Origin of the sequence: Dactylosporangium cerinum (genome assembly GCF_042653625.1) — a bacterium.
Classification (GTDB): domain Bacteria; phylum Actinomycetota; class Actinomycetes; order Mycobacteriales; family Micromonosporaceae; genus Dactylosporangium; species Dactylosporangium cerinum.
The window spans coordinates 16,017-38,701 of sequence record NZ_JBHSIU010000087.1 but is presented as its reverse complement, the minus strand read 5'-3'; the positions used below and the strand labels follow the sequence as shown (position 1 = coordinate 38,701).

Below are 22,685 nucleotides of genomic sequence, written 5' to 3'. Positions count from 1 at the left end.
CCTCCGGCACCGAACTCCACACCGGCGGCGGCGCCGCCGAACTCGGCGTCGCCTCCAACTAACCACCGACAACTCGGCACCGACAGCTGAGCACCAACCAGAGCATCACCCGCAGGACCCCTGGCGTGAGGCCGGTCACCAACACGGTGACCGGCCTCAGCCCTGTCCGGGGCAACGGGACAGTAGGTGCATGAACAGCAGTCCCGCACGGGTGTTCCGGATCGCCGCGATCGGGGAGGCGTGCTCCTGGCTCGGCCTGCTGGTCGGGATGTTCTTCAAGTACGTCGTGGTCGAGAACGAGATCGGCGTGAAGGTCTTCGGGCCGGTCCACGGTGCGATGTTCATCGCGTACCTGGCCGCGCTGGTGTGGGTGGCCAGGGCGGAGCGGTGGAGCCTCGCGCGGTTCGCCGTCGGGGCGGTGGCGTCGATCCCGCCGTTCACGACGCTGCTGTTCGAGCTGTGGGTGGAGCGGGTCAGGCGCGCCCCGGTGCCGGAACGCGCCTGACCACAGGCGTCAGGCCGGCAGGGTCCAGCGCTGGTTCTGGCCCGTGCCGCAGGCCCAGATCTGCAGCTGGGTGCCGTCGGCGGAGCTGGGCCCGGTGGCGTCGAGGCACTTGCCGAGGGCGCGCAGCGTGCCGTCGCCCGGTGCGGTCCAGGTCTGGGCGGCGCTGCCGTTGCAGTCGTAGAGCTGGACCTTCGTGCCGTTCGCGGAGTTGGCCGCGGCGACGTCGAGGCACTTGCCGAGCGCGCGCAGCGTGCCGTCCGTGCCGACGGTCCAGGTCTGTGCGGTGGTGCCGTTGCAGGTCCACAGCTGGATCTTCGTGCCGTTGGCCGGGTTGGCGCCGGCAACGTCGACGCACTTGGCGCCGTAGCCGGTGATCGGGCCGACCCGCGTGGACGGGGTACCGCTGCTGGCGTCCGCCCACAGGTAGGTGCCGACCGTCTTCGCCGGCAGGGTGCTGCTCACCTGCTGGGTGCCGACCCGCAACGTAAACGATTGCGACGAAGACGTCTGGTTGACCACCACGGTGACGAGCGTGCCGTCGGGGTTGAGGAACGCCACGTTGGTGACGGTGCCGGTGCTGCCGTAGCCGGTGGCGACGCGGCGGGCGCCGGCCTTCACGAACTTCGAGAACTGGGCGACCATGTTGTAGTCCGGCAGGGCCCAGAAGGTGTCGCGGTTGCTGGTGCTCTGCACGAGCATCGTCGGGTCGGGCGAGCCGGACCAGCGTTCCGGGGCGCGGTTCTGGTCGAGCATGCTGACCCAGCCCTCATACAGGGTGGCCTGGTTGCGGAAGTACTGCACGATCCGGTCCGCGCCCGAGGTGCCCCACACGGATCGCTCGGTCATCAGCACGTCCTTGTCCGGGTAGGACGCCTTGACCGTGCTCATCGCCGACGGGTCGCCGGCGTAGTCGTGGAAGGCCACGCCGTCCACGGAGGAGTAGGCGTCCGAGTGCGAGGACGAGCTGCCCAGTACGCCGGCCGCATAGGAGACCGACTCGGAGAAGTTGTGGTCGAAGGCCCAGATGCGGGTGCTGAGACCGTTGTTCGTGAGCTCGGTCCGCAGCGCCTTGGCCAGCTGCCGCTCCTGGTCCGCGGAGACGAGCATGCCGGGGTAGTCGGCCGGGGAGAACAGCGGCTCGTTCTGCAGCGTGAGGGCGTGGATCGGGATGCCCTGGGCGGTGTACGCCTGCACCGCGCGCCGGTAGTAGGTGGCCAGGGTCGGGATCTGGCTGGTGACCAGGCTGCCGCCGATGATGGCGTTGTTCGTCTTCATCCAGCCCGGCGCCGACCAGGCGCTCGCGAACACCTTGATGTCCGGGTTGATGGCGAGGGCCTGGCGGACGGTGGCGATGATCCCGTAATCGATGTCGCGCTGGATGGAGAACCGGGACAGCGTCGGGTCGGCCGCGCCGTCGTCGTAGGTGTAGAAGTCGTGCGACGTGAAGTCGCTGGTGCCGAACGTGATCCGGATGACGTTGAAGCCGGCGCCGGTGGCGGGGTCGACGAGCGCGCGCAGGGCCCGGTCGCGGGCGGTGGCACTCATCCGGGACAGGTTGTAGACCGTGGACTCCTCCAGGGACGAGCCCACACCGAGGATCGTCTGGAAGCGGGAGTTCGTGTCGACGGTGATGGTGGGGGTGCCGGCGGCCGCGACCACCGGCACGTCGGCCTGGCGGGACAGCTGGTAGGGCGTGCCGGCGAGGCCGGTCGCCGGGTTGGTGTACCAGTTGCCGTTCTTCGGCTCGTAGCCGGCGGTGCGGGACTCGGAGCTCCAGTAGACCTGCACGCTGGTGGCGGCGGCCTGAGCGCTGGGCACGCTCAGGCCGACGACAGACGCGGCGAGGACAGCAAGGGCGAGCAGCGGTCGGGTTGGGACCATGAGGGTGCTCCTGGCGGGGACGCGGGGAGTGCACGGAAACTTCAGGACTCGAAATAAGTCCTGACCGAACTCTCCGCAATAGGCAGCCAACCTGTCAATAGGTGGCCACGTTGAGCTTGCCCCTCGGATCGAAGTAGCCGATGGTGTCGTGGAAGCCGTCGGTGGCCGTGCCGATCCCGGACGCCGCCGGAAACTCGTAGTCGTAAACGTAGAAGCAGGTCGGCCGGCAGCCCTGGGAGTAGCCGCGGTGCACGGTGCCGCCCGGCGCGTGGAACCAGATGTACAGGTCCGACGGGTGCGACGTGAGCGAGAACCCGCCCGACGAGTTCGCCACCACCGGCTGCGTGACGGTGCTGCGGTTGGTGAGCGTCGCCGAGCCGGTCGTGGCGGTGGCCAGGTTGATCACGCCACCGGCGGTCCAGCCGAGAATCAGGCCGTTGTCCGCGCCGGAGTCGTCGAACCCGAGCGTCGGCCCCTCGGCAGTGGTCTCGGCGAACACCACCCGGTCGCGCAGCACCAGGCCGCCGGGCGCGCCGGCGCCGGTGCAGCCGCTGCTGTCGAGCCGGGCGAGGTTAATCCGGTTGTCGGTGCCGGTCCACGCGATCCAGCGGGTACCGAAGGTGTCATGCGCGAGAGCGGGCGACCGGTTCGTGCGCACCCCCGTGAACGCGGTGCGGCACTTGAGACCGTTGCCGATGGTGTAGCCGACGGTGAGGGTGTTGGCGTTGTTGGCGGCGGACCAGGCGAGGTAGACGCCCACGGCGTAGCCGAACGAGCCGTCGGCGTCCAGCGCCGGACCCTCACCCTCGGGCACGCGCTCGACGACCGTGTTGTCCTTGGTGAAGTGCTGCCCGCCGTCGACGGACCAGCCGATGATCAGCTGCTTGCCGGACGTCCCGGAGGTCGAGCCGGTCCAGGCGGCGTAGAGCCGGTTGCTCGCGAAGGCGAGCGCGGGCCGGCCGGAGCCGGTGTGGACGGTGGTGTACGCCGCCGCCACGCCCGGGAAGAGTCCCAGCAGGAGCGTGGCGGCGGCGACGGACAGGATGAAGCGGCGCACAGGTGTCTCCACTCGACGGCGGCGGGCGTTTCGAGAGAGCGCTCTCCGCGCCAGTTTGGAGACGGCATTGCTGTCGGTCAATCCGAGTTGCCACCTGTTGCCATCCGGACAGGGACCGACCACACCTGGAACGTCGGGCCGTCCGTGGGCACCTCCGCCGCTCCCCCGTAAAGGTTTACGGCCGACTCGAGGCCGGCGACGTGCAGCGGTGCGCCGGGCGCCCGCCGGGCCACCACCAGGAGCCGCTCCGACGTGGTCTCCCGCCAGAACGCGATGGTGTCGGCGTCGGCGTGTTCCAGGCGCAGCCCGCCGTGGCGCAGCGCCGGATGGGCCCGGCGCAGGCCGAGCAGCGCCCGGTAGCGGGCCAGGGTCGGCCGGTGCCAGCGCGGCTCGTCGTGCCACGGCATGGTGCGCCGGGCCTCCTCGCCCCACGCGCCGGTGAGGCCGAGCTCGTCGCCGGCGAACACCATCGGCACGCCGGGCAGGGTCGCGAGAAGCCCCGCGGCCACCTCGACCCGGTCCGGGTCGCCCACGACGGTGCGGATCCGCGCCGTGTCATGGGTGCCCAGCGCCGTCCACGAGTGCGTCCACGACCGCCACGACATGCCCGCCGCGGCGGAGCGCATCGAGCGCACCGCGGCGTCGCCGCCGCGGGCCGGCACGCCGCCCGGGACGCCGAGGAAGTCCGGCAGCGCCAGGTCGGCCGCGCGCAGCCAGGTCCACAGCGGACGGGTGAACCCGGCGTAGTTCATCGTGCCCTGCCAGCCGTCGACGTCCAGGTCGCTGCCGGCGCTGTGGGAGTGCTCGGCGACGAGCATCGCGTCGGGGCGCACGTCGCGGACCGCCCGGGCGACGAGCCGGGAGACCTCGTGGGTGAGGTCGTCGGTGCCGTGCCGGCCGGTCATGTTGGCCACGTCGACCCGCCAGCCGTCGAGGTGCTCGAGCCACCGCTGGAGCGGGTCGGCGAACGCCTTGCGCAGCCCGGTGGAGTTCCAGTTGAGCTTCGGCAGGCTCGGCACCCCGAGCCAGGCGGCGTACCCGCCGTCCGGCGAGCGGTAGTAGCGGTCCTGCGCGGCCGGGTCGAGGAACCACTCGTGCCCGTCGCCGGTGTGGTTGGTGGTGATGTCGCCGATGAGCCGCATGCCGCGGGCGTGCAGGGCGTCGGCGAGCCGGGCGAGGGCCGCGTCGCCGCCCAGCAGCGGGTCGACGGCGTCGAAGGTGGACGCGTCGTAGCGGTGGTTGGAGCCGGCCGGGAAGAACGGGGTCAGGTAGACGGTGTCGGCGCCGAGGGACTGGATGTGATCCAGGCGGCCGATGATGCCGTCGAGGTCGCCGCCGTACACCTGCCGCCCGGTCAGCTCGCCACGGCCGACGACCGGGGCGTCCCAGCCGCACGGCACCGCCCAGGACGGCAACGCCCGCTCGGCGTAGGCGGCCGACCGGGCGAACCGGTCGGGGAAGATCTGGTAGACGCACGCGTCCCGGATCCAGGCGGGCGGCGCGGGGTGCGCCACCAGCCTGAAGTCCGTGGCGTCGGAGACCTCGTGGTCGGCGAGACCGGCCGCGCTGTACCAGCGGTCGCCGACCAGGAACCGGTACGGCGTGACCGGGTTGTGCACGGGAACGGCCGCCCGCCACCACAGCTCGTCGCCGCGGCGCTCGGGCACGGCCTCGCTGAACCGCGGCTCACCGTCCACAAGGGACCGCACGTGAACGGTTTCGACGCCCGGTGACGTCCGCAACACCACGTCGACGTCGGTGCCCAGGACGGGTGCCTGGTCGGGCACGTGCAGGGCGGACCCGTCGTGGTGGATCACCCCTTCACCGCCCCGGCGGTCAGCCCCGACACGATGTACCGCTGCAGCGACTGGAACACCAGCACCGTCGGGATCGCGGTCAGCAGCGACCCGGCGCAGAACATGCCGAAGTTGGCGTTGCGCTGGCCGGCGATGAGCCCGTAGAGGCCGACGGCCAGGGTCTTGGAGTCGTCGGAGCGCAGGAACACGTTGGCGAGCAGGACCTCGTTGATGGTGCCGATGAAGCCGAGCAGCGCGGTGACCGCGAGGATCGGGGCGATCAGCGGCAACGTGATCCGGAAGAACGTCTGCGCGTGGGTCGCGCCGTCCATGACCGCGGACTCGTCCAGCTCGCGCGGGACGGTGTCGAGGAAGCCCTTCATCAGCCAGGTGCCGACGCCGAGGGCACCGCCGAGGTACAGCAGCATCAGCCCCCACGGGCTGTCCAGCCCGAACGACGGGTAGAAGTCGCCGATCCCGGCGAACAGCAGGTAGATCGTGACGACGGCGAGGAACTGCGGGAACATCTGGATGAGCAGCAGCGCCATCAGCCCGACCCGCCGGCCGGCGAAGCGCATCCGGGAGAACGCGTAGGCGGCGAGCACCGACAGGAACACCCCGGCGCTCGATGCGGTCAGTGCGATGACGACGGAGTTGACGTACCAGCGGCTGAACGCCGTCCTGGTGAACAGGTCGACGAAGTTGCCGGTGCTGGCCCCGGTCGGGTAGAGCTCGGTCGAGCTGAGCGAGCCGACCGGGTTGAACGCCGCGGACACCACGAACACAATCGGGAAGAGCGAGAACAGCACGGCCGCGATCCCGGCCAGGTGCCGCCAGCCCATCTGGCGCATCCACTTGCCCACGCCGGCTCCTTCGCTGCGCTTCGGAACGCTCATGAGTACACCTCCTCCTGCTTGCGACTGCGGCGGAACCCGATCACGGACACGAGCGCGACGATGGCGAAGATGTAGACCGAGATCGCCGCGGCGAACCCGAACTGGGCGCCGGAGCCGCCGAACGCCAGCCGGTAGGTGTAGGTGATGAGCAGGTCCGTGGCGCCGACGCTGGAGTCGTCGGGCGGGAACGGGCCGCCCTCGGTGGTCAGGTAGATCGCGTTGAAGTTGTTGAAGTTGAACGCGAACGAGGCGATGAGCAGCGGGGTCAGCGCGACCAGCAGCAGCGGCAGGGTGACCTGTTTGAAGCGCTGCCACATCGAGGCGCCGTCGATCGTGGCGGCCTCCGTCATCTCCTTCGGGATGGCCTGCAGCGCACCGGTGGCGACCAGGAACATGTACGGGTAGCCCATCCACAGCTGCACGAGGATGACCGCGAGCCGGGCCGTCGCCGGCTGGCCGAACCAGTCGACGTCGAGGCCGAAGAGCCGGTTGATGAGCCCGAACTGCTGGTTGAACAGGTCCCGCCAGACGAGCAGCATCGCGAAGCCCGGCATCGCGTAGGGCAGGACCAGCAGCACCCGGTAGACGCTGCGGCCCCGTAACCGGTCGGCGTTGAGCGCGATCGCGCAGCCGAGCCCGAGACCGAACGTGACGAGCACCGAGCCGATCGCGAACGCGAAGTTCCACAGCAGGGTCTGCAGGAAGTGCCCGGAGATGCGGGAGTCGGTCAGGACCCGGGTGAAGTTGCTGAAGCCGACGGACACCTTCCAGCCCTGCGGGAGCCGCTCGCCGTCGGCGGCGACGAAGCCGCCGGCGTCGTTGTCGGCCTTCCACTGCTTGCCGGTGCCGCGGTCGGTGACGCAGTCGCAGCCGCCGTCGTAGAACTGGGTGGCCTGGCCGTTGTACGCGCGGGTGAGGCCGGACGCGCGGACCGCGCCCTCGCCGGTCGGCACGCTGAACGCGAGGATGTCGTCGTTGCGCAGGTTGGCCTCGCCGAGGCTCAGCAGGGTGTAGCCGTCGGCCTCGACGACCTTGCCGCCGGCGACGGTGAACTGCGCCGGGTGCAGGCCGTCGCCGTCGCCGACGAACGTGGCGCCGGTCTTGTCGACCAGCAGGAAGACGATGGCGCCCTCCCGGGTGGCGACGGCGAGGTCGTACTCCATCGAACCCGGGACCTGCTTCACCGACGCGCCCTGCACGGCGACGATCGCCTCGGCCTTGCTGCCGCGGTGCCCGTCGCCGTAGTTGGTGAAGGCGGTGCTGGCCGTGTAGAGCACCGGCACGACCTGGAACGCGAGCAGGAAGATGGTGCCGGGCACGAGGTACTTGGCCGCGATGTGCCGCGGGGTCAGGTAGATGTAGAAGAGCAGTGCGGTGGTCGCGGCGAGCGCCGCGAGCCAGCCCCAGGCGTGGGCGCCGACCAGCGGGAGGGCGGCCGCGATCGCCAGCGCCAGCCCGGCGCCGAGCAGGGCGATCTTGATGGTGGGGCCGGCGAGCGAGCCGCCTTCCCGCTGAGTCGTCGTCTTCATGGTTACTTGTTGATCGCTTCGGTGATCGCCTTGCCGGCGGCCGCGAGGGTCGTCTGCACGTCGGCGCCGCCGATGATCGCCGCCTCGGCCTTGCCGAACGGGTCCCAGACCGCGGCCATGGCCGGGATCGCGGGGAGCACGGCGCCGCCCTTGCCGGCGTCCAGCCACTTCTGGATGTCCGGGTCGCTGCCCTTGACCTGGTCGAGCGCGGCGACCAGCGCCGGCGGCCGCGGGTTGGCCTGGTACAGCGCCACCTGCAGGTCGGGCTTGGTCAGGTAGTTGGTGATGAACTCGTTCGCGAGGGCCTTGCTCTTGCCCTTGGACGCCACGTAGAACGCCTGCACGCCGACGAACGGCTGGGCGGGTTTGCCGCCGGCGAACGCCGGGATCGGGGTGATGTCGTACTTGACGCCGGCCTTCTTGATGTCGGCGACGGCCCATGGGCCGGAGATGAGGAACGCGGTCTTGCCGCCGGTGAAGGTGGGGATGGCGTTGTCGCCGGTGATGGAGCGGGTCAGCGCGCCGCTGCCCTTCTCACCGAGCGCGGCGATCTTCTTGAACGCCTCGACCGAGGCGGGCTTGTCCACGCCCAGGTCGGCCGGGTCGTAGTCGCCATTGGCCTTCTGGCCGAAGAGGTAGCCGCCGGCCGAGGCGTACAGCGGGTACGCGTGGTACGCGTCGCCGGTGGTGCCGACCTGCAGCGACATGATGTTGGTGACCTTGCCGGCCGTCTTCAGCGTCTGCCCGGCCTTGACCAGGTCCTCGATCGACGCGGGTGCGGTGGGCGCCAGGTCCGTGTTGCGGATCAGGGCGAGGTTCTCGATCGCGTAGGGGACGCCGTAGAGCTGGCCGTTGAAGGTGACGGCCTTGACCGCGACCTCGGCGAACGCGGACTTCTGCGCGTCCGGCAGCTGCACCGGGTCGATCGCGCCGTTCTGGACCAGGTTGCCGATCCAGTCGTGCGCGCCGACGACGATGTCCGGGCCCTTGCCGGACTGCGACGCGGTGACGAAGTTCGTCTGCAGGTCCTTGGAGATCGCCTGGACCTCGACGGTGACGCCGTTGTCCTTGCCGAACTTCTCGGCGAACGGCTTCAGCGCCGCGGAGCGCTGGTCGTCGGCCCAGATGGTGAGGGTGCCGCCGGCGGCCTTCGACGCGTTGGACGAAGCGGGCTTGGCGTCGGAACCGCAGGCGGTGAGTGCTAACGACAGAGCCGCAAGGGTGACGACACCCGTGATGCGGATGCGCATGGGGGGTTCTCCTGTTCGGGGCAGGGGGGTGCCTCGACCGCCCCCGGAGGGGCGGAAGGCGAAAAGGGTGTGGGGTGGTGCGCGGCGTCCTTGCGCAACCACTGACGTGGTCTTGCGGAGCCACGGAATTGCCGGAACTGAGCAATAGCGGGGTGTGAGGCGGACGGGTGCCGGGTCGCGATTCCTACGACACCCGTGCGCCGTGGCCGAACGCTAGCAAGACCTTGCTGTGAATGAAAGACCTTGCATCGACCTTTCACAAATGGCGGTTCGATGCTTTACAGTCGGCCTATGTCCACCGAGCCACCCCGTGCCCGGCTCGCTGACATCGCCCGGCAGGCGGAGGTCAGCGAGGCGACGGTGTCCCGCGTGCTCAACAACCGCGCCGGCGTCAGCGCGGACACGCGGCAGGCCGTCCTCACCGCGCTCGACGTGCTCGGCTACGAGCGCCCCGAGCGGCTGCGCAAGCGCAGCGCGGGTCTCGTCGGACTGGTCACGCCCGAGCTGGAGAACCCCATCTTCCCGCTCTTCGCCCAGATCATCGAGTCGTCCCTGGCCCAGCACGGCTTCACGCCGGTGCTGTGCACGCAGACCCCGGGCGGCGTGACCGAGGACGAGTATGTCGAGATGCTGCTGGACCGGTCCGTCGCCGGGATCATCTTCATCTCCGGCCTGCACGCCGACACCACGGCGGACCACGACCGTTACCGCAAGCTGATCGACCGGCCCCTGCCGATCGTGATGATCACCGGCTACGTCGCGGGCCTCGACGCGCCCTGCATCTCCTGCGACGACCGGCTCGCCAGCCAGACCGCGGTGGACCACCTCGCCTCGCTCGGCCACACCCGCATCGGCCTCATCTCGGGCCCCGACCGTTTCCTGCCGGTGCAGCGCAAGCTCACCGGCTACCGCGCGGCGATGCAGCGCCACGGGCTCGACGAGATGGTCGAGCTGTCCCTCTTCGGCGTCGAGGGCGGCGCCGCGGCCGCCGACCGGCTCATCGCGCGCGGCGCGACCGGCCTCGTCTGCGGTTCGGACCTCATGGCGCTCGGCGCGGTCCGCGCCGCCCGCGCCCGCGGTCTTTCGGTGCCCAAGGACGTCTCCGTCGTCGGCTACGACGACTCGCTGCTCATCGCCTTCACCGACCCGCCGCTGACCACGCTGCGGCAGCCGGTCCGGGCGATGTCCAACGCCGCGGTGCGCGCCCTCGTCGACACCATCAACGGGCAGCCGACCCCGCATTCGGAGTACCTGTTCAACCCGGAGCTCGTGGTCCGCGGTTCAACGGGCATCGTCGCCCGCTGACGCCGCACCGACTCCGCTTCCGAAAATCCTTTCAGCGCAAGGGACCCTTCACCGTGCCTTCTTCCAATTGGTGGCGCACCGCGGCCATCTACGAGATCTACGTGCGCAGCTTCGCCGACGGCAACGGCGACGGTGAGGGCGACCTCATCGGGCTGCGGGAACGCCTGCCGTACCTCAAGGACCTCGGCGTCGACGCGATCTGGCTGACGCCGTTCTTCCGCTCCCCGATGGTCGACGGCGGCTACGACGTCGCCGACTACCGCGACGTGGACCCGATGTTCGGCACCCTCGCCGACTTCGACGCGATGCTCGCCGCGGCGCACGCCCTGGACATCAGGGTCATCGTCGACATCGTGCCCAACCACACGTCGTCGCAGCACGCGTGGTTCGCCGAGGCCCTCGCATCGGAGTCCGGGTCCCTCGCGCGGGACCGGTACATCTTCCGGCCTTCAAGTGATGAACCGCCGAACGACTGGGAGTCCATCTTCGGCGGCCGGGCCTGGACCCGCACCCCCGACGGCGAGTGGTACCTGCACCTGTTCGACCCGGCCCAGCCCGACCTCAACTGGGACAACGCCGACGTGCGGGCCGAGTTCGAGTCGGTGCTGCGGTTCTGGCTGGACCGCGGCGTCGACGGCTTCCGCGTCGACGTCGCCCATGGCATGGTGAAGGAGGCCGGCCTGCCGTCCGTCGGGCACCCGCAGCAGATCGGGCTGCTCGGCCGCGAGCCGCTGCCGTACTTCGACCAGGACGGCGTCCACGAGATCTACCGCGCGTGGCGCAAGATCCTCGACTCCTACCCCGGTGACCGGATGGCGGTCGCGGAGGCGTGGGCGTCGACCCCGCTGCGGCTGGCCCGCTACGTCGCCGCCGACGAGCTGCACCAGGCGTTCAACTTCGACTTCCTCGCCGCGCCGTGGTCCGCGGCCGAGCTGCGCGCGACGGTCGACGCGTGCATCGAGGCCGCCGACAGCGTCGGTGCGCCGACCACGTGGGTGCTGTCCAACCACGACAAGGCCCGCCACGTCACGCGCTTCGGCTCGTCGTCGGTGGCGCGCGCCGCCGCGCTGCTCATGCTGGCGCTGCCCGGCGCGGTCTACCTGTACCAGGGCGAGGAGCTCGGCCTGCCCGAGGTGCTGGACCTGCCCGACGACGCCCGCCAGGACCCCGTGTGGCACCGCTCCGGCGGCACCGATCCCGGCCGCGACGGCTGCCGGGTGCCGCTGCCGTGGACCGCGGACGCGCCCGCCTACGGCTTCTCCGCCACCGGACGCTCCTGGCTGCCGCAGCCGGACTGGTCGGCCCTGGCCGTGTCCGCGCAACTCGGTGTGCCGGCGTCGTTCCTGGAGTTGTACCGCGAAGCCCTGCGGCTGCGCCGCACCTTCACCGGCCCGCTGACCTGGCACCCCTCCCCCGCCGACGTGCTGGACTTCCAGCGTGCCGACCTGCGTTGCGTGGTCAACCTGTCGGCCGCCGCCGTCGCCGTCCCGGCGGGCGAGGTGCTGCTGTCCAGCGTGGACCTGGCCGGTGGCCTCCTGCCGCCGGACGCGGCGGTCTGGGTGCGATAACGGTTGCGCCCCGGATGCCCGCCGGTCGGAGGGCATCCGGGGCGGCGCGCTTCGCATATGCTCCCCGCCGTGCCATTCCAGCAGCCCGTCCCGGCGAGCGAGCCGGTCGACCTCTTCCCCAGCCTGCGCGGCCTGGTGGCGGACGGCCAGCGGGGCGACTGGGCGGCCGTCATGACGCACCTCGGCGGGCTGCCCAGCCTCGACGACCTCGTCGTCGCGTGCAGCCAGCTAGAGGGGCGCGTCCCCGACCACGTGCTCGCGCGGGTGCCGGTCGGCGACCCGTCCTGGGCCATGGCCCAGACGATGCGGGCCGCCCACATCACCGAGGCGGGCTGGAAGATCCGCGGCGACGGCTGGGCGCGCACCGTGACCCAGCCGCAGTGGGCCGCGTTCCGCGAGCACCTCAACCGGGCGGAGCAGCTCCTCATCGACGTCACCGCCCGCGAGCCCCGGCTCGGATACGCGTGGCTGGAGCGGATGACCACCTGCCAGGGGCTCTCGCTCGGCGCCGCCGAGGCCCGCCGGCGCTACGACCGGCTCAGTGCGCACGCCCCGCACACGTACATCGCCGGCTTCCGGCTCATGCAGCAGCTCCTGCCGAAGTGGAGCGGATCGTGGGAGCAGGTGTCCGCGTTCGCCGCGGAACTGCTGCGGGTGACCCCGGCCGGGTCGATCGGGCTGTTGCCGGTGCTCGTCGCGCACCTGGAACGGCACAGCGCCGCCGACACCGACACCGATGCCGCGGCGCACCTGCGCGACCCGGCCGTCGTCGCGGAGATCCACCTCGTCGCCGACCGGACGGTCCGGCACCCCGCGTTCCAGCCCGGCTACCGCGTCTACACCGCGCACGACTACTTCGCGATGCTGTTCTCCCTCATGGGGGACCATGCCGCCGCCGCGCCGCACTTCCGGGCGCTGCACGGGCGGCGCACCCCGTTCTGGGAGTGGTACTTCGGCGACGCCGGCACCGCCTACGCCCGGCACCGGGACCGTGCGCTGGCGAGAGGCTGAAGCGTGCTGCGGCACACCGAGGTCGACGGCGTCCCCACCCTGCTCACGCCGAGTTCGGGCCCGATGATCGCCGGCCTGACGTTCCGTGTCGGCCTGGTCGACGAGGGGCTGGCCCGCACCGGCATCACGCACCTCGTCGAGCACCTTGCCCTGCACCGCCACGGCGTCGCCGACCATCACTACAACGGCGCCACCGGCAGCATCGTCACCCACTTCCACATGCAGGGCTCCGAGGCAGACATCGTCCGCTACCTCGAGATGGTCTGCGACTCGCTGTCCGACCTGCCGGTCGAGCGCCTCGAGACGGAAAAGGCGATCCTGCGCACCGAGGCGGCCGGCCGCGCCGACGGCGTCAATGCGCTGCTGCCGTTGTGGCGCTACGGCGCGCAGCACTTCGGCCTGGTCAGCTACCCGGAGTGGGGCGTGGACCAGCTCACCGCCGACGACGTGCGGGCGTGGGCCCGGGCCTGGTTCACCCGGGAGAACGCGGTGCTGTGGATCTCCGGTGACCAGGTGCCGGCCGGGCTGCGGCTGCGGCTGCCCGGTGGCGGCCACCGCCGGCCGGTGCCGCCGGCGGCCACGGTGCTGCCGTCGACCCCGGCGTACTTCACCGGACCCAACGGCGGTGTCGTCTTCGACGGCCTCATGCGCCGGCACACCGCGGGCACGCTGTTCGGCGGGATGCTGGAGCGCGAGCTGTTCCGGGCGCTGCGCCAGGAGGGCGGCCTGTCCTACACGGCGAGCGCGTCCTACGACCCGCGCGGCGACGGGTTCGCGGTCGTCACGGCGTTCGCCGACGCGCTGCCCGAACGGCAGGGCGCCGTGCTCGGCGGCTTCGTGGACGTCCTGGCCGGGTTCCGGGTCGGCCGCATCGAACAGGCCGACCTCGACGCGGTGCGGGCGAAGCGGGAGGAGTCGCTGGCCCACCCCGACGTCCACGCGGGCCGGTTGCCGGGCCTCGCCACGAACCTGCTCATCGGCGAGCCCCTCCTCAGCGTGGACGAACTGCGTGCCGAGCTGCGCGCGGTCACGCCGGCCGGCATCCACGACGCCGCCCTGCAGGTCACCGGCTCCGGGCTGCTGCAGGTCCCGCCGGGGCACCGCGCCGACTGGGCCGGCTTCACCGCCGCGCCGACGACGTCGAGCGAGACGATCCCCGGCTACACGTTCCGGTCCGTGGACGGCTCCGGCGCCGCGCTCGTCCTCGGCGCCGAGGGCGTCAGCCTCGTCGAGGGCGAGCGCCGGGTCACTGTGCGGTTCCGCACCTGCGCCGCCGTTCACGCCTGGCCGGACGGCGCCCGCCAGCTGATCGGTCTGGACGGCATCACGGTGCGGATCGAGCCGACCCTGTTCGCCGCCCCGCCGGACACCGCGGCCCGCATCGACGCCGCCGTCGACCCGGCGCTGGTGGTGCGGATGCCGGCCCGCAAACCCGATGCCATCCCCCGGCCGTACACGCCGGCGCAGCCGCCGCCCACGCAGCTCTTCCCGGCGGCGTCCCCGGATCCGAACCTGGTGCTGGTCCCGGGCGCGCAGCAGGGCCTGCCCCAGCCCCTGATCCAGCCGCTGGCCCCGGCCGCGTTCCCGGCGGGCCGCTACGCCGCCCGCCCGGGACGGGTCCGGCCCGGCACCGGCCAGCTGGTCGCGATGATCGTCCTGTTCGCCTGCGGCATGGTGTTCCTGTGCCTCGCCGGCATCCTCACCTCCGCCACCGCCGAGGGGCTCGAACCCGGCGAGAAGGAGTTCCGCGACCTCGGCTGGTTCATGATCCTGACCGTGGCCTGGGCAAGCACCCTGTCCCTGCTCGGCCCAGCCGGCTACCTGCTGGTCCGCCGCCTGCGCAGCTGACCTCCTCGGTGAGGGCCCGGGCGGCCGGGGTACTTCCAGGTGGCGTTGACACGGTCTGGCTGCTCGCGTAGGTCGCCGCGCCGTCCCGATGCCGGCCCTCACGGGGGACATCGGGACGGCGTGCGCTCACATATGCTCCGCGCCGTGCCGTTTCAGATGCCGGTGCCGGAGAGCCAGCCGGCCGACCTGTTCACCGAGCTGCGCCGCCTCGCCGCCGACGCCGGCCGGGGTGACTGGCCCGCCGTGGCGGCGTTCCTCGGCGGGCTGCGGTCGCTGGACGACCTCGCGGTGGCGTGCGGCCAGATCGAGGACAAGCTCGACGACCAGGTCCTCGAGCGGGTGCCGTTCGGCGACCCGGCCTGGGCGCTGGCACACACGATCCTCGGGGTCCGCACCGTGCTGCGCGGGTGGAAGATCCGCGGGACCGGCTGGGCCCGCAACGTCACGCGGCAGCAGTGGGCAGGCTTCTACGAGCACCTCAACCAGGCCGAGCAGATCCTCATCGAGGTCACCGCCCGCGATCCGCAGCAGGGCTACGCGTGGCTGGAACGGATGATCATCTGCCGGGGCATCTCGCTCGGCCACGACGAGGCCCGGCGGCGGTACGACCGGCTGAGCGCGCACCACCCGTTCGCGTACATCGCCGGATATCACCTCGTGCAGCAGCTGCAGCCGAAGTGGGGCGGGTCGTGGGAGACGGTGGCCGAATTCGGCGCGGAGCTGCTGCGCACCGCGCCCCCGGGGTCGGTCGGGCTGCTCGCCGTCCTCGCCGGGCACATGGAGCGCTTCCAGGCGTCGGACTCCGACGTCGAGGGCACGGCGCTGCTGCGCGCCCCGGCGACCGTGGCGCAGATCCACCAGGTCGCCGACCTGACCGTCCGGCACCCCGCGTTCCAGCCCGGTTACCGGTTCTACACCGCGCACGACTACTTCGCGATGCTGTTCTCCCTCGCCGGCGACCACGCCGCCGCGGCGCCGCACTTCCGGGCACTGGCCGGTCGGCGCACCCCGCTCTGGACGTCGTACTTCGACAACCCCGGCGTCGCGTACGCGAACCTCCGGGACCGCGCGCTGGCGAGAGGTTGATCCCGTGCTGCACCGCACCGAAGTCGACGGCGTCCCCACGCTGCTCGCGCCGAGCTCCGGCCCGATGACCGCCGGGCTGACCTTCCGGGTCGGCCTGGCCGACGAGGGCGCCGCGCGCATCGGCATCACGCACCTCGTCGAGCATCTCGCGCTGCACCGGCACGGCGTGGCCGACTACCACTACAACGGCGCCACCGGCAGCGTCGTCACGCATTTCCACATGCAGGGCAGCGAGCGCGACATCGTCACGTATCTGGAGATGGTCTGCGACTCCCTCGCCGACCTGCCGGTGCAGCGGCTGGAGACCGAGAAGGCGATCCTGCGCACCGAGGCGGCCGGGCATGGCGGCGGCGTCAACCGGATGTTGCCGATGTGGCGGTACGGCGCCCAGCACTACGGCCTGGTCAGCTACCCCGAGTGGGGCATCGACCGACTCGGGCCCGACGACGTGCGGGCCTGGGCGAACGCCTGGTTCACCCGCGCGAACGCCGTGCTGTGGATCTCCGGCGACCGGGTCCCGCCGGGCCTGCGGCTGCGCCTGCCGGCTGGGACGCTCCGCCCGGTGCCGGTCGCCTCGACGGTGCTGCCGGCGACACCGGCATACTTCACCGGCGCCGGCGGCGGCGTCGTCTTCGACGGCGTCATGCGCCGGCACGTGGCCGGTTCGGTGTTCGCCCTGATGCTGGAGCGGGAGTTGTTCCGGTCGCTGCGGCAGGAGAGCGGCCTGTCGTACGCGGCGAGCGCCTCCTACGACCCGCGCGGCGACGGCATGGCGGTGGTCACCGCGTTCGCCGACGCGCTGCCGGAGAAGCAGCGCGCGGTCGTCGGCGGTTTCGTCGACGTCCTCGCCGGGTTCCGGGTCGGCCGGATCACCCAGACCGAGCTCGACGCGGTCCGCGCGAAACGCGACGAGGCATTGTGCCACCCCGACGCGCACGCGGGCCGGCTGCCGGGCCTGGCCACCGACCTGCTCACCGGCACACGGCTGCGCACACTCGACGAGCTGCGCGCCCAGCTGTACGCCGTCACCCTCGCCGACGTGCACGGCGCCGCCCTGCAGGTCCTCGGCTCGGGGCTGCTGCAGGTGCCGCCGGGCAGCCGCGCCGACTGGGCCGGGTTCGCGGCGGCGCCGACGACGTCCACGGACGCGATCCCCGGGCACACGTACCGGGCGGTCGACGGCTCCGGCGCTTCGCTCGTCCTCGGCGCGGACGGGGTCAGCATCGTCGAGGGCGAGTGCCGGGCGACGGTCCGCTACCGCTCCTGCGCGGTGGTGCACGCATGGCCGGACGGCGCGCGGCAGCTGGTCGGCCTGGACGGGATCGCAGTGATGGTCGAGCCGGCGCTGTTCGCCGCGCCCGCGGACACCGCCGCCCGCATCGACCGGTCCGTGGACCCGTCGATCGTCCTGCCGATGCCGGCCCGCAACCCGGACGACATCCCCCGCCCGTCGCCGTCACCTGCCACCGGCACGTTCCCGCCGTCGACCGCCACGTTTCCGGCCCCCACCGGAGGGCTGCCACCGGCAACCGGAGTGATCCCGCGGACCATCACGGTGCTCCCGCCCGATGGGGTGCTCCCGCCCGCCACCGGTACGTTCCCACCCTTCACCGGCGGGTTCCCGCCGGCAACCGGCAGGTTCTCGCCGGGGAACGGCACGCTTCCGTCGGCTTCATGCTGATCCGCCGTCCTCGTCGGCGGGGCCGCCGCCCGTGGAGGCGGGCCCGGGCACCACACGTGCCCGGGCCCGGTGCGGCTACTTCCAGGTGGCGTTGACGGTCTGGTTGGCGGTGCCGGTGTTCAGGGTGCGGTTGGCGCCGCTCTCCCAGGTCACGTTGCCCGAGCCGTCCTTCTTGATGAACTTGTACTCCACGGCGGTGTTGGACGGCAGCGTGACCGTGCCGGACCAGACGGGGTAGTTCGCCGAGGACAGGGCGATCGCGTTCGCCGTGTTCCAGGAGCCCAGGGCGGGGATCGAGCCGACCACGTACACGTTCTGGCCCAGGACCGTGGTGACGGTGGCGTTGAAGGTCACCGCCGGGTTCGTCGTCGAGGAACCGTTCCAGCTGGTGTTGACGGTGCCGGTACCGGTGGCCGGGACCGTGTAGGTGTGGTTGCTGCCCGGCTCCCAGGTGACGTTGCCGGCGCTGTCCTTGGCGATGAACTTGTACTCGACCGCGGTGCTGGCCGGCAGGGCGACCGTCGTCGTCCAGGATGAGCCGGCGGCGGTCATCGGGATGGCGTTCGCGGTGTTCCACGAGCCCAGCGACGCCACCGAACCGACCAGGTAGATCGGGTTGCCGGTGGGCGCGCCGGTCACGGTGAAGGCCACGCCGGCCGGGTTCGGCGACGAGGTGGACGGGGTCGGGGACGGGGTGCCGCCGGTGACGCGGGCGTTGACGTGGATCGCGACGGCGTCCTTGGCGTTCGCGCCGACGGTCGCCTGGCCGGAGCCGTTGACGGTGACGGTCGGGCCGCTGCACGAGGACGTGGCTGCCGTGTAGTCGCCGTGGATGACGTCGCAGTACGTGCCGGCCGGCAGGCCGGTGCTGAAGGTGCGGGAGGCGACCGCGCCGCCGCCGTTGTTGATGAGGGTCCAGCCGTTGGCGCCGCGGGAGAAGGCGATCGCGTTGGCGCCGTCGCTCCACCAGTTGCCGACGGTGGTGCTGGCCTTGGTGGCGTTGTGGAAGCCGACCATGTTGCGGACCGGGCGCTGCCGGTGCTGGCACTCCCAGCCGCTGCCGCAGCTGACGGCGCTGACGTAACCGTTGCCGTCGGCCGGCGGGGACGCGTCGGTGTTGGTGAAGCTGAACGAGCTCATGACGTTCGGGGTGCCGTAGTTCCAGGCCAGCATGAAGACCGTGGCGAGGGTGTCGGTGCTGCCGTTCTTGTAGCTGAGCGTGGAGCCGTTGCGCTCGGTGTCGTGGTTGGACACGAACGCGGTCGCCTTGTCCGACGGGCGCAGGCCCCAGCTGGTGCCGAACGTCTGCAGGTTGGCGATGCTGCCGGTGAACTGGCTCTTCAGGTTGGTGGCGTAGTTGAACTCCAGGACGCCGCCGATGCCCTCGTAGGCGGCCATCGACAGGTTGCCGCTGCCGCCGGGCATGACCTCCTGCGTCCAGTACACGTTCTGGTTCGTCAGCTTGCCCTTGATGGCGGCCAGGTCGGCCTGGGCCATGTGCTTGGCCGCGTCGATGCGGAACCCGTCGACGCCGACGCTGATCAGGTTGTTCAGGTATCCGGCGATCTTCGTGCGGACGTAATCGGTTTCGGTGGCCAGGTCGGACAGGCCGACCAGCTGGCAGTTCCACACCTCCGTCTGGTTGTTCCAGTCGTGGATCTGGTTGTCCGCCTGGGGGCAGGCGCCGCCGTTGTGGTGGAAGTCGTTGTACCCGTAGCCCGCGCTCGGGTAGCTGTAGCTGTTCGTGAACGACGCCGGCCCGTACGCGGTCGTCGACGTCTGGTTGGCGCCGGTCATGTGGTTGATGACGGCGTCGACGTAGACCTTCACGCCGGCCGCGTGGCAGGTGCTGACCATCGACGCGAACTGCGCCGCGGTGCCCATGCGGCTGTTGAGGTCGTAGGCGGCCGGCTGGTAGATGTCCCACCACGGGTGACCGGCGACGCTGATCGAGTCCTCCGGCGGGGCGACCTGCACGGCACCGTAGCCGGCCGGGCCGAGCACGTTGGTGCACTCGGAGGCGATCGACGTCCACGGCCACGACCACAGGTTGGCGATGACGTCGTCGGTGGCCACGGAGGCGTCGGCGTCGCGGTCGGCGGACAGCAGCGGGTAGGCGAGCGCGCCGGTCAGGGCGAGCGCGACCGCGCCTATGGACAGAACACGTTTCACGGGGTGTCTCCTCAAGATCAGCGGAGGTACGGGCCGGCGGTGCCGACCTTGCCCGGCGCGGGGTTGCCGGGCAGCGACAGCACGTAGACGCGCATGGCGCCCTTCGCGGTCACGGTGGCGGTGAGGGTGCCGTTGGCGACGGTCTGCACGTCACCGGTGACGGCGTCGGTGTACGTGCCGTTGGGGATGCCGGTGAACGTGGCGGTGCTGGAGACGGCGACGAGGACGAAGCTGTCCACGCTGCCGGCGGTGTAGCGGCGCTTGTAGGCGATGCCGCCGGAGACGCCCACGGTGGAGTACTGCCCCATCTGCAGTGCCGGCACCGCGCGGCGGATCTGGTTGAGCCGTTGGACGTGCTGCACGAGCGGTTTCTGCAGCGTGGTGGCGACCGGGCCGCTGGCGCTGGCGACGGTGCCGTAGCCGGATGCCACGACGGATCCCTCCACATAGGAGCCGAAGTAGGCGCGGCCGGTGTTGGCCAGGGGGCAGGTCGGGCCGCAGTCGATCTGCTTGCCGGCCTGGAACTCGACCTCCGAGCCGTAGTAGAGGACGGGGACGCCACGGAACGTCCACATCAGATCCATGTTCTCGGCCCACGCGTCCGTGCCGCCGGCGTAGCGGGTCGAGGACTTGTTGGGACCGTAGTCGTGCGAGTCCACGTACACGGCGTTGTACGTGGCGTCGTTGACGCTGTCGTCGGAGTCCTTGCCGTTGTTGAAGGCGTTGGCGGCGTCACCGAAGTTCATGTGCATCCGCATGTCGATGATGTTCATGCCGGAGAACTGGCTGTGGTCCGGCGCGTGGTAGTCGTTGCCCTGCAGGAACGCGTTGGTGGACGTGGGCTGGTTCCCGGTGCCCTGCAGGTTCTCGTAGTTGAACTGCTCCAGGGCGGCGGTGGCGTCGTCGGCGCTGTACGTGCGCCGTTCCTTCCAGGTGTAGAACTGCGCGGAGTGGTTGACCGAGCCGCGGTTCCACTTGTCGTTGACGAACGCGGCGACCTCGCCGAAGACGTAGAAGTCGTTGGCCTTGGCCGCGCCGTACTTCTGGGTCAGGTGCTGCTGCAGGGCCGGCAGGAACCGCCGGTTCCAGGTGACCCGCGGGATGTGCACCGCGGTGTCGACCCGGAACCCGTCCACGCCCATGTCGATGTAGGAGTTGTAGGCGTCGATGAGGTACTGCTGCACCACCGGGTTCTCGGTGTTGAAGTCGGCCAGGTCGTCGTGCAGCCAGCAGGAGCGGGCGTCCTCGCCCTCCCAGTTGCCGATCCAGCACTGGTGGTACAGCGAGGCGGGGAACATCTTCGCGGTCGGGCTCGGCCACTGGCAGTGGTGGTTGGCGTAGCCCTCCGGGCTGAACGTGCCGTTGGTCTGGCCGTAGTTGGGGCAGGTGTTGCCGGCCGGTGCGGTGGTGGACCACAGGTCGCCGTTGTAGGCCCGCCCGAGCGCGTTCTCGTTGAGCGGGTTGTAGGTCGCGCCGGCGGTCTTCTCGCTGTACATCCAGTCCCACTGCCCGTCCCGGGCACCCCACACGGTCGGCACGTACAGGCCGTTCGCTCCCCAACGGGAGCTGTGGTTGTAGACCACGTCCTGGTAGATCTTCAGGCCCTTGGCGTGCGCGGAGTTGATGAGGTCCTGGTAGGAGGCGCCGGGTGACTCGAGGCGCGGGTCGACGCGGAAGAAGTCCCAGCCGTGGTAGCCGTGGTAGTCGTAGTCGGACCGGTTGAGCACGACCGGCGTGATCCAGACGGCGGAGAAGCCGAGGCCCTTGATGTAGTCGAGCTTGTCCACGAGACCCTTGAAGTCGCCGCGGAACATCGGGTCGTTGTTGGCGGCGTTGCCGGACTTCACGTGCTGGCTGCCGCCGCGGTCGTTGGCCGGGTCACCGTCGTAGAACCGGGCGGTGAGGACGAAGTAGATGCTCTCCTTGCGCGGATCGCCGCCGAGCATCGAGCCGCCGGCCGGCAGCGGCGGCGCGTCGCCGGTCGTGGCGGTGACGGTGTTCGACGGGCCGGAGACGTTGCCTGCCGCGTCGACGGCCTTCACGGTGTACGTGTAGCTGGTGCGCGGCGCGAGCCCGCCGTCGATGTACCCGTTCGTCGAGCTCGTCAGCTGGACCGGTCCCGGGGTGCGGGCGATCTGATAGCCGGTGACGCCGCGGTCGTCGGTCGAGGCGGTCCAGGCGAGGGTCACGGTGATGTGGTCGACGGTCGCGGTGAGGCCGCCGGGGACGCTCGGCGGGGTGATGTCGGGCGGGACCGCGGCGCACGGGTCGGTCGCGCCGCCGGTGACGACCCCGCCGGCGACCTTGGACGTGCCGGCGGTGAGGCGGTAGTTGGCGCCGTTGTTGTTGTCCCAGGTGCCGGATCCGTTGTTGAACACCGCCTGCAGGCCGGTGGCGGCGCCGAGCGCGACGGTCTTCTTCACCCAGCCGGTGCAGGCGGTCTCGTTCATCGCCACACCCGGGACGGCCGTCCACGCCTCGCCGGTCGGCGCGTAGTGGAGGTTCACCACCGGCCAGGTCTTGCCGGCGGTGGAGTAGAAGACGGTGGCCGTGTTGCCGGTGGGCGGCGGCGTGGTCGGCGTCGGCTGGCCACCGCAGGGGTTGCCGGTGCCCGCGACCCCACCGGAGACGGTGACGTCGCCGCTGCCGAGCGGGTAGTTGCGGCCCGAGTTGTTGTCCCACGTGCCGGATCCGTCGTTGAACACCACTTGCAGGCCGGTCGCGGAGCCGAGGTCGATCGTCTTGCTGTACCAGCCGGTGCAGGCGGTCGACATCGCGACGCCCGGCACCGCGGTCCACGCGCCGCCGTTGGGCGCGTAGTGGATGTTCACCGTGGTCCAGGCGGCGGTGGGCTTGTAGTAGACGGTCACGGTGGTGCCCGCGGCGGCGAGGGCGGGGACGACGAGCAGGGACGCCAGCAGCGTCAGGACAGCGAGCAACAGAGTTCTGCTACGGGACACGGGGGTGCTCCTTGCGTGCATCGAAGACAGCCTGGCGGGGCGTGCAGCGCGTGGAGGAAGACTGATCTGGCCGATTGACACATGTCAAGCTTCTTGCAAAAATCACCAGCTTCTCACCGACCTCATGGCCATTGAGCTGC

15 protein-coding genes are annotated in these 22,685 nt (G+C 71.1%); 7 read left to right on the top strand and 8 right to left on the bottom strand.

Annotation, left to right across the window (positions count from 1 at the left end):
* The first annotated feature begins 190 nt into the window (after window positions 1-190).
* On the top strand, window positions 191-505 hold the full coding sequence (locus ACFPIJ_RS50450; RefSeq protein ID WP_380126625.1) for a DUF3817 domain-containing protein: 315 nt from the start codon (window positions 191-193) through the stop codon (window positions 503-505).
* A gap of 9 nt (window positions 506-514) precedes the next feature.
* On the opposite strand, the gene ACFPIJ_RS50445 is transcribed toward ACFPIJ_RS50450, so the two are convergent.
* From ACFPIJ_RS50445 to ACFPIJ_RS50420, 6 genes are all read right to left on the bottom strand, one after another.
* Window positions 515-2,386, bottom strand: coding sequence for a ricin-type beta-trefoil lectin domain protein (locus ACFPIJ_RS50445; protein WP_380126623.1), 1,872 nt, complete (start codon window positions 2,384-2,386; stop codon window positions 515-517).
* Window positions 2,387-2,480: 94 nt separating this feature from the next.
* Window positions 2,481-3,443: a hypothetical protein gene (locus tag ACFPIJ_RS50440; RefSeq protein WP_380126622.1), complete on the bottom strand. Its 963-nt coding sequence runs from the start codon at window positions 3,441-3,443 to the stop codon at window positions 2,481-2,483.
* Window positions 3,444-3,520: 77 nt separating this feature from the next.
* The gene (locus tag ACFPIJ_RS50435; protein WP_380126621.1) at window positions 3,521-5,260 is read right to left on the bottom strand and encodes a glycoside hydrolase family 13 protein; all 1,740 of its coding nucleotides are present in this window, start codon (window positions 5,258-5,260) and stop codon (window positions 3,521-3,523) included.
* Entirely contained in the window at window positions 5,257-6,135 is an 879-nt protein-coding gene (locus tag ACFPIJ_RS50430) for a sugar ABC transporter permease (protein WP_380126620.1), read from the bottom strand. Before ACFPIJ_RS50430 ends, ACFPIJ_RS50435 begins: the two co-directional genes overlap by 4 nt.
* Window positions 6,132-7,664: an ABC transporter permease subunit gene (locus ACFPIJ_RS50425; protein WP_380126619.1), complete on the bottom strand. Its 1,533-nt coding sequence runs from the start codon at window positions 7,662-7,664 to the stop codon at window positions 6,132-6,134. The genes ACFPIJ_RS50430 and ACFPIJ_RS50425 overlap by 4 nt, the downstream gene beginning before the upstream one ends.
* A gap of 2 nt (window positions 7,665-7,666) precedes the next feature.
* The gene (locus tag ACFPIJ_RS50420) at window positions 7,667-8,914 is read right to left on the bottom strand and encodes a sugar ABC transporter substrate-binding protein (protein ID WP_380126618.1); all 1,248 of its coding nucleotides are present in this window, start codon (window positions 8,912-8,914) and stop codon (window positions 7,667-7,669) included.
* A gap of 273 nt (window positions 8,915-9,187) precedes the next feature.
* Between ACFPIJ_RS50420 and ACFPIJ_RS50415 the strand changes: the two genes are divergently transcribed.
* The 6 genes from ACFPIJ_RS50415 (at window position 9,188) to ACFPIJ_RS50390 (ending at window position 17,413) form a co-directional block, all read left to right on the top strand.
* Entirely contained in the window at window positions 9,188-10,219 is a 1,032-nt protein-coding gene (locus tag ACFPIJ_RS50415) for a LacI family DNA-binding transcriptional regulator (RefSeq protein WP_380126617.1), read from the top strand.
* 53 nt (window positions 10,220-10,272) lie between these two features.
* Complete coding sequence (locus ACFPIJ_RS50410) at window positions 10,273-11,787, top strand: glycoside hydrolase family 13 protein (RefSeq protein ID WP_380126616.1); 1,515 nt, start codon at window positions 10,273-10,275, stop codon at window positions 11,785-11,787.
* A 69-nt stretch (window positions 11,788-11,856) separates the two neighbouring features.
* Complete coding sequence (locus ACFPIJ_RS50405) at window positions 11,857-12,798, top strand: hypothetical protein (protein WP_380126614.1); 942 nt, start codon at window positions 11,857-11,859, stop codon at window positions 12,796-12,798.
* 3 nt (window positions 12,799-12,801) lie between these two features.
* Window positions 12,802-14,646, top strand: coding sequence for a M16 family metallopeptidase (locus ACFPIJ_RS50400; protein ID WP_380126613.1), 1,845 nt, complete (start codon window positions 12,802-12,804; stop codon window positions 14,644-14,646).
* A 144-nt stretch (window positions 14,647-14,790) separates the two neighbouring features.
* On the top strand, window positions 14,791-15,732 hold the full coding sequence (locus ACFPIJ_RS50395; RefSeq protein WP_380126611.1) for a hypothetical protein: 942 nt from the start codon (window positions 14,791-14,793) through the stop codon (window positions 15,730-15,732).
* Window positions 15,733-15,736: 4 nt separating this feature from the next.
* Complete coding sequence (locus ACFPIJ_RS50390) at window positions 15,737-17,413, top strand: M16 family metallopeptidase (protein WP_380126610.1); 1,677 nt, start codon at window positions 15,737-15,739, stop codon at window positions 17,411-17,413.
* 75 nt (window positions 17,414-17,488) lie between these two features.
* Here the strand turns inward: ACFPIJ_RS50390 and ACFPIJ_RS50385 are convergent, their stop codons facing one another.
* Together ACFPIJ_RS50385 and ACFPIJ_RS50380 are read right to left on the bottom strand one after the other, a co-directional pair.
* A complete protein-coding gene (locus ACFPIJ_RS50385; RefSeq protein ID WP_380126608.1) occupies window positions 17,489-19,585 on the bottom strand; it encodes a carbohydrate-binding module family 20 domain-containing protein in 2,097 nt (698 codons plus the stop codon).
* Window positions 19,586-19,602: 17 nt separating this feature from the next.
* Window positions 19,603-22,545: a carbohydrate binding domain-containing protein gene (locus ACFPIJ_RS50380; protein WP_380126607.1), complete on the bottom strand. Its 2,943-nt coding sequence runs from the start codon at window positions 22,543-22,545 to the stop codon at window positions 19,603-19,605.
* Window positions 22,546-22,685 lie beyond the last annotated feature (140 nt).

Bases quoted from the DNA above. Each gene is read 5' to 3' on its own strand.
- ACFPIJ_RS50450 (WP_380126625.1), top strand. From the start codon at position 191: ATGAACAGCAGTCCCGCACGGGTGTTCCGGATCGCCGCGATCGGGGAG.
- ACFPIJ_RS50445 (WP_380126623.1), bottom strand. From the start codon at position 2,386: ATGGTCCCAACCCGACCGCTGCTCGCCCTTGCTGTCCTCGCCGCGTCT.
- ACFPIJ_RS50430 (WP_380126620.1), bottom strand. From the start codon at position 6,135: ATGAGCGTTCCGAAGCGCAGCGAAGGAGCCGGCGTGGGCAAGTGGATG.
- ACFPIJ_RS50425 (WP_380126619.1), bottom strand. From the start codon at position 7,664: ATGAAGACGACGACTCAGCGGGAAGGCGGCTCGCTCGCCGGCCCCACC.
- ACFPIJ_RS50420 (WP_380126618.1), bottom strand. From the start codon at position 8,914: ATGCGCATCCGCATCACGGGTGTCGTCACCCTTGCGGCTCTGTCGTTA.
- ACFPIJ_RS50415 (WP_380126617.1), top strand. From the start codon at position 9,188: ATGCTTTACAGTCGGCCTATGTCCACCGAGCCACCCCGTGCCCGGCTC.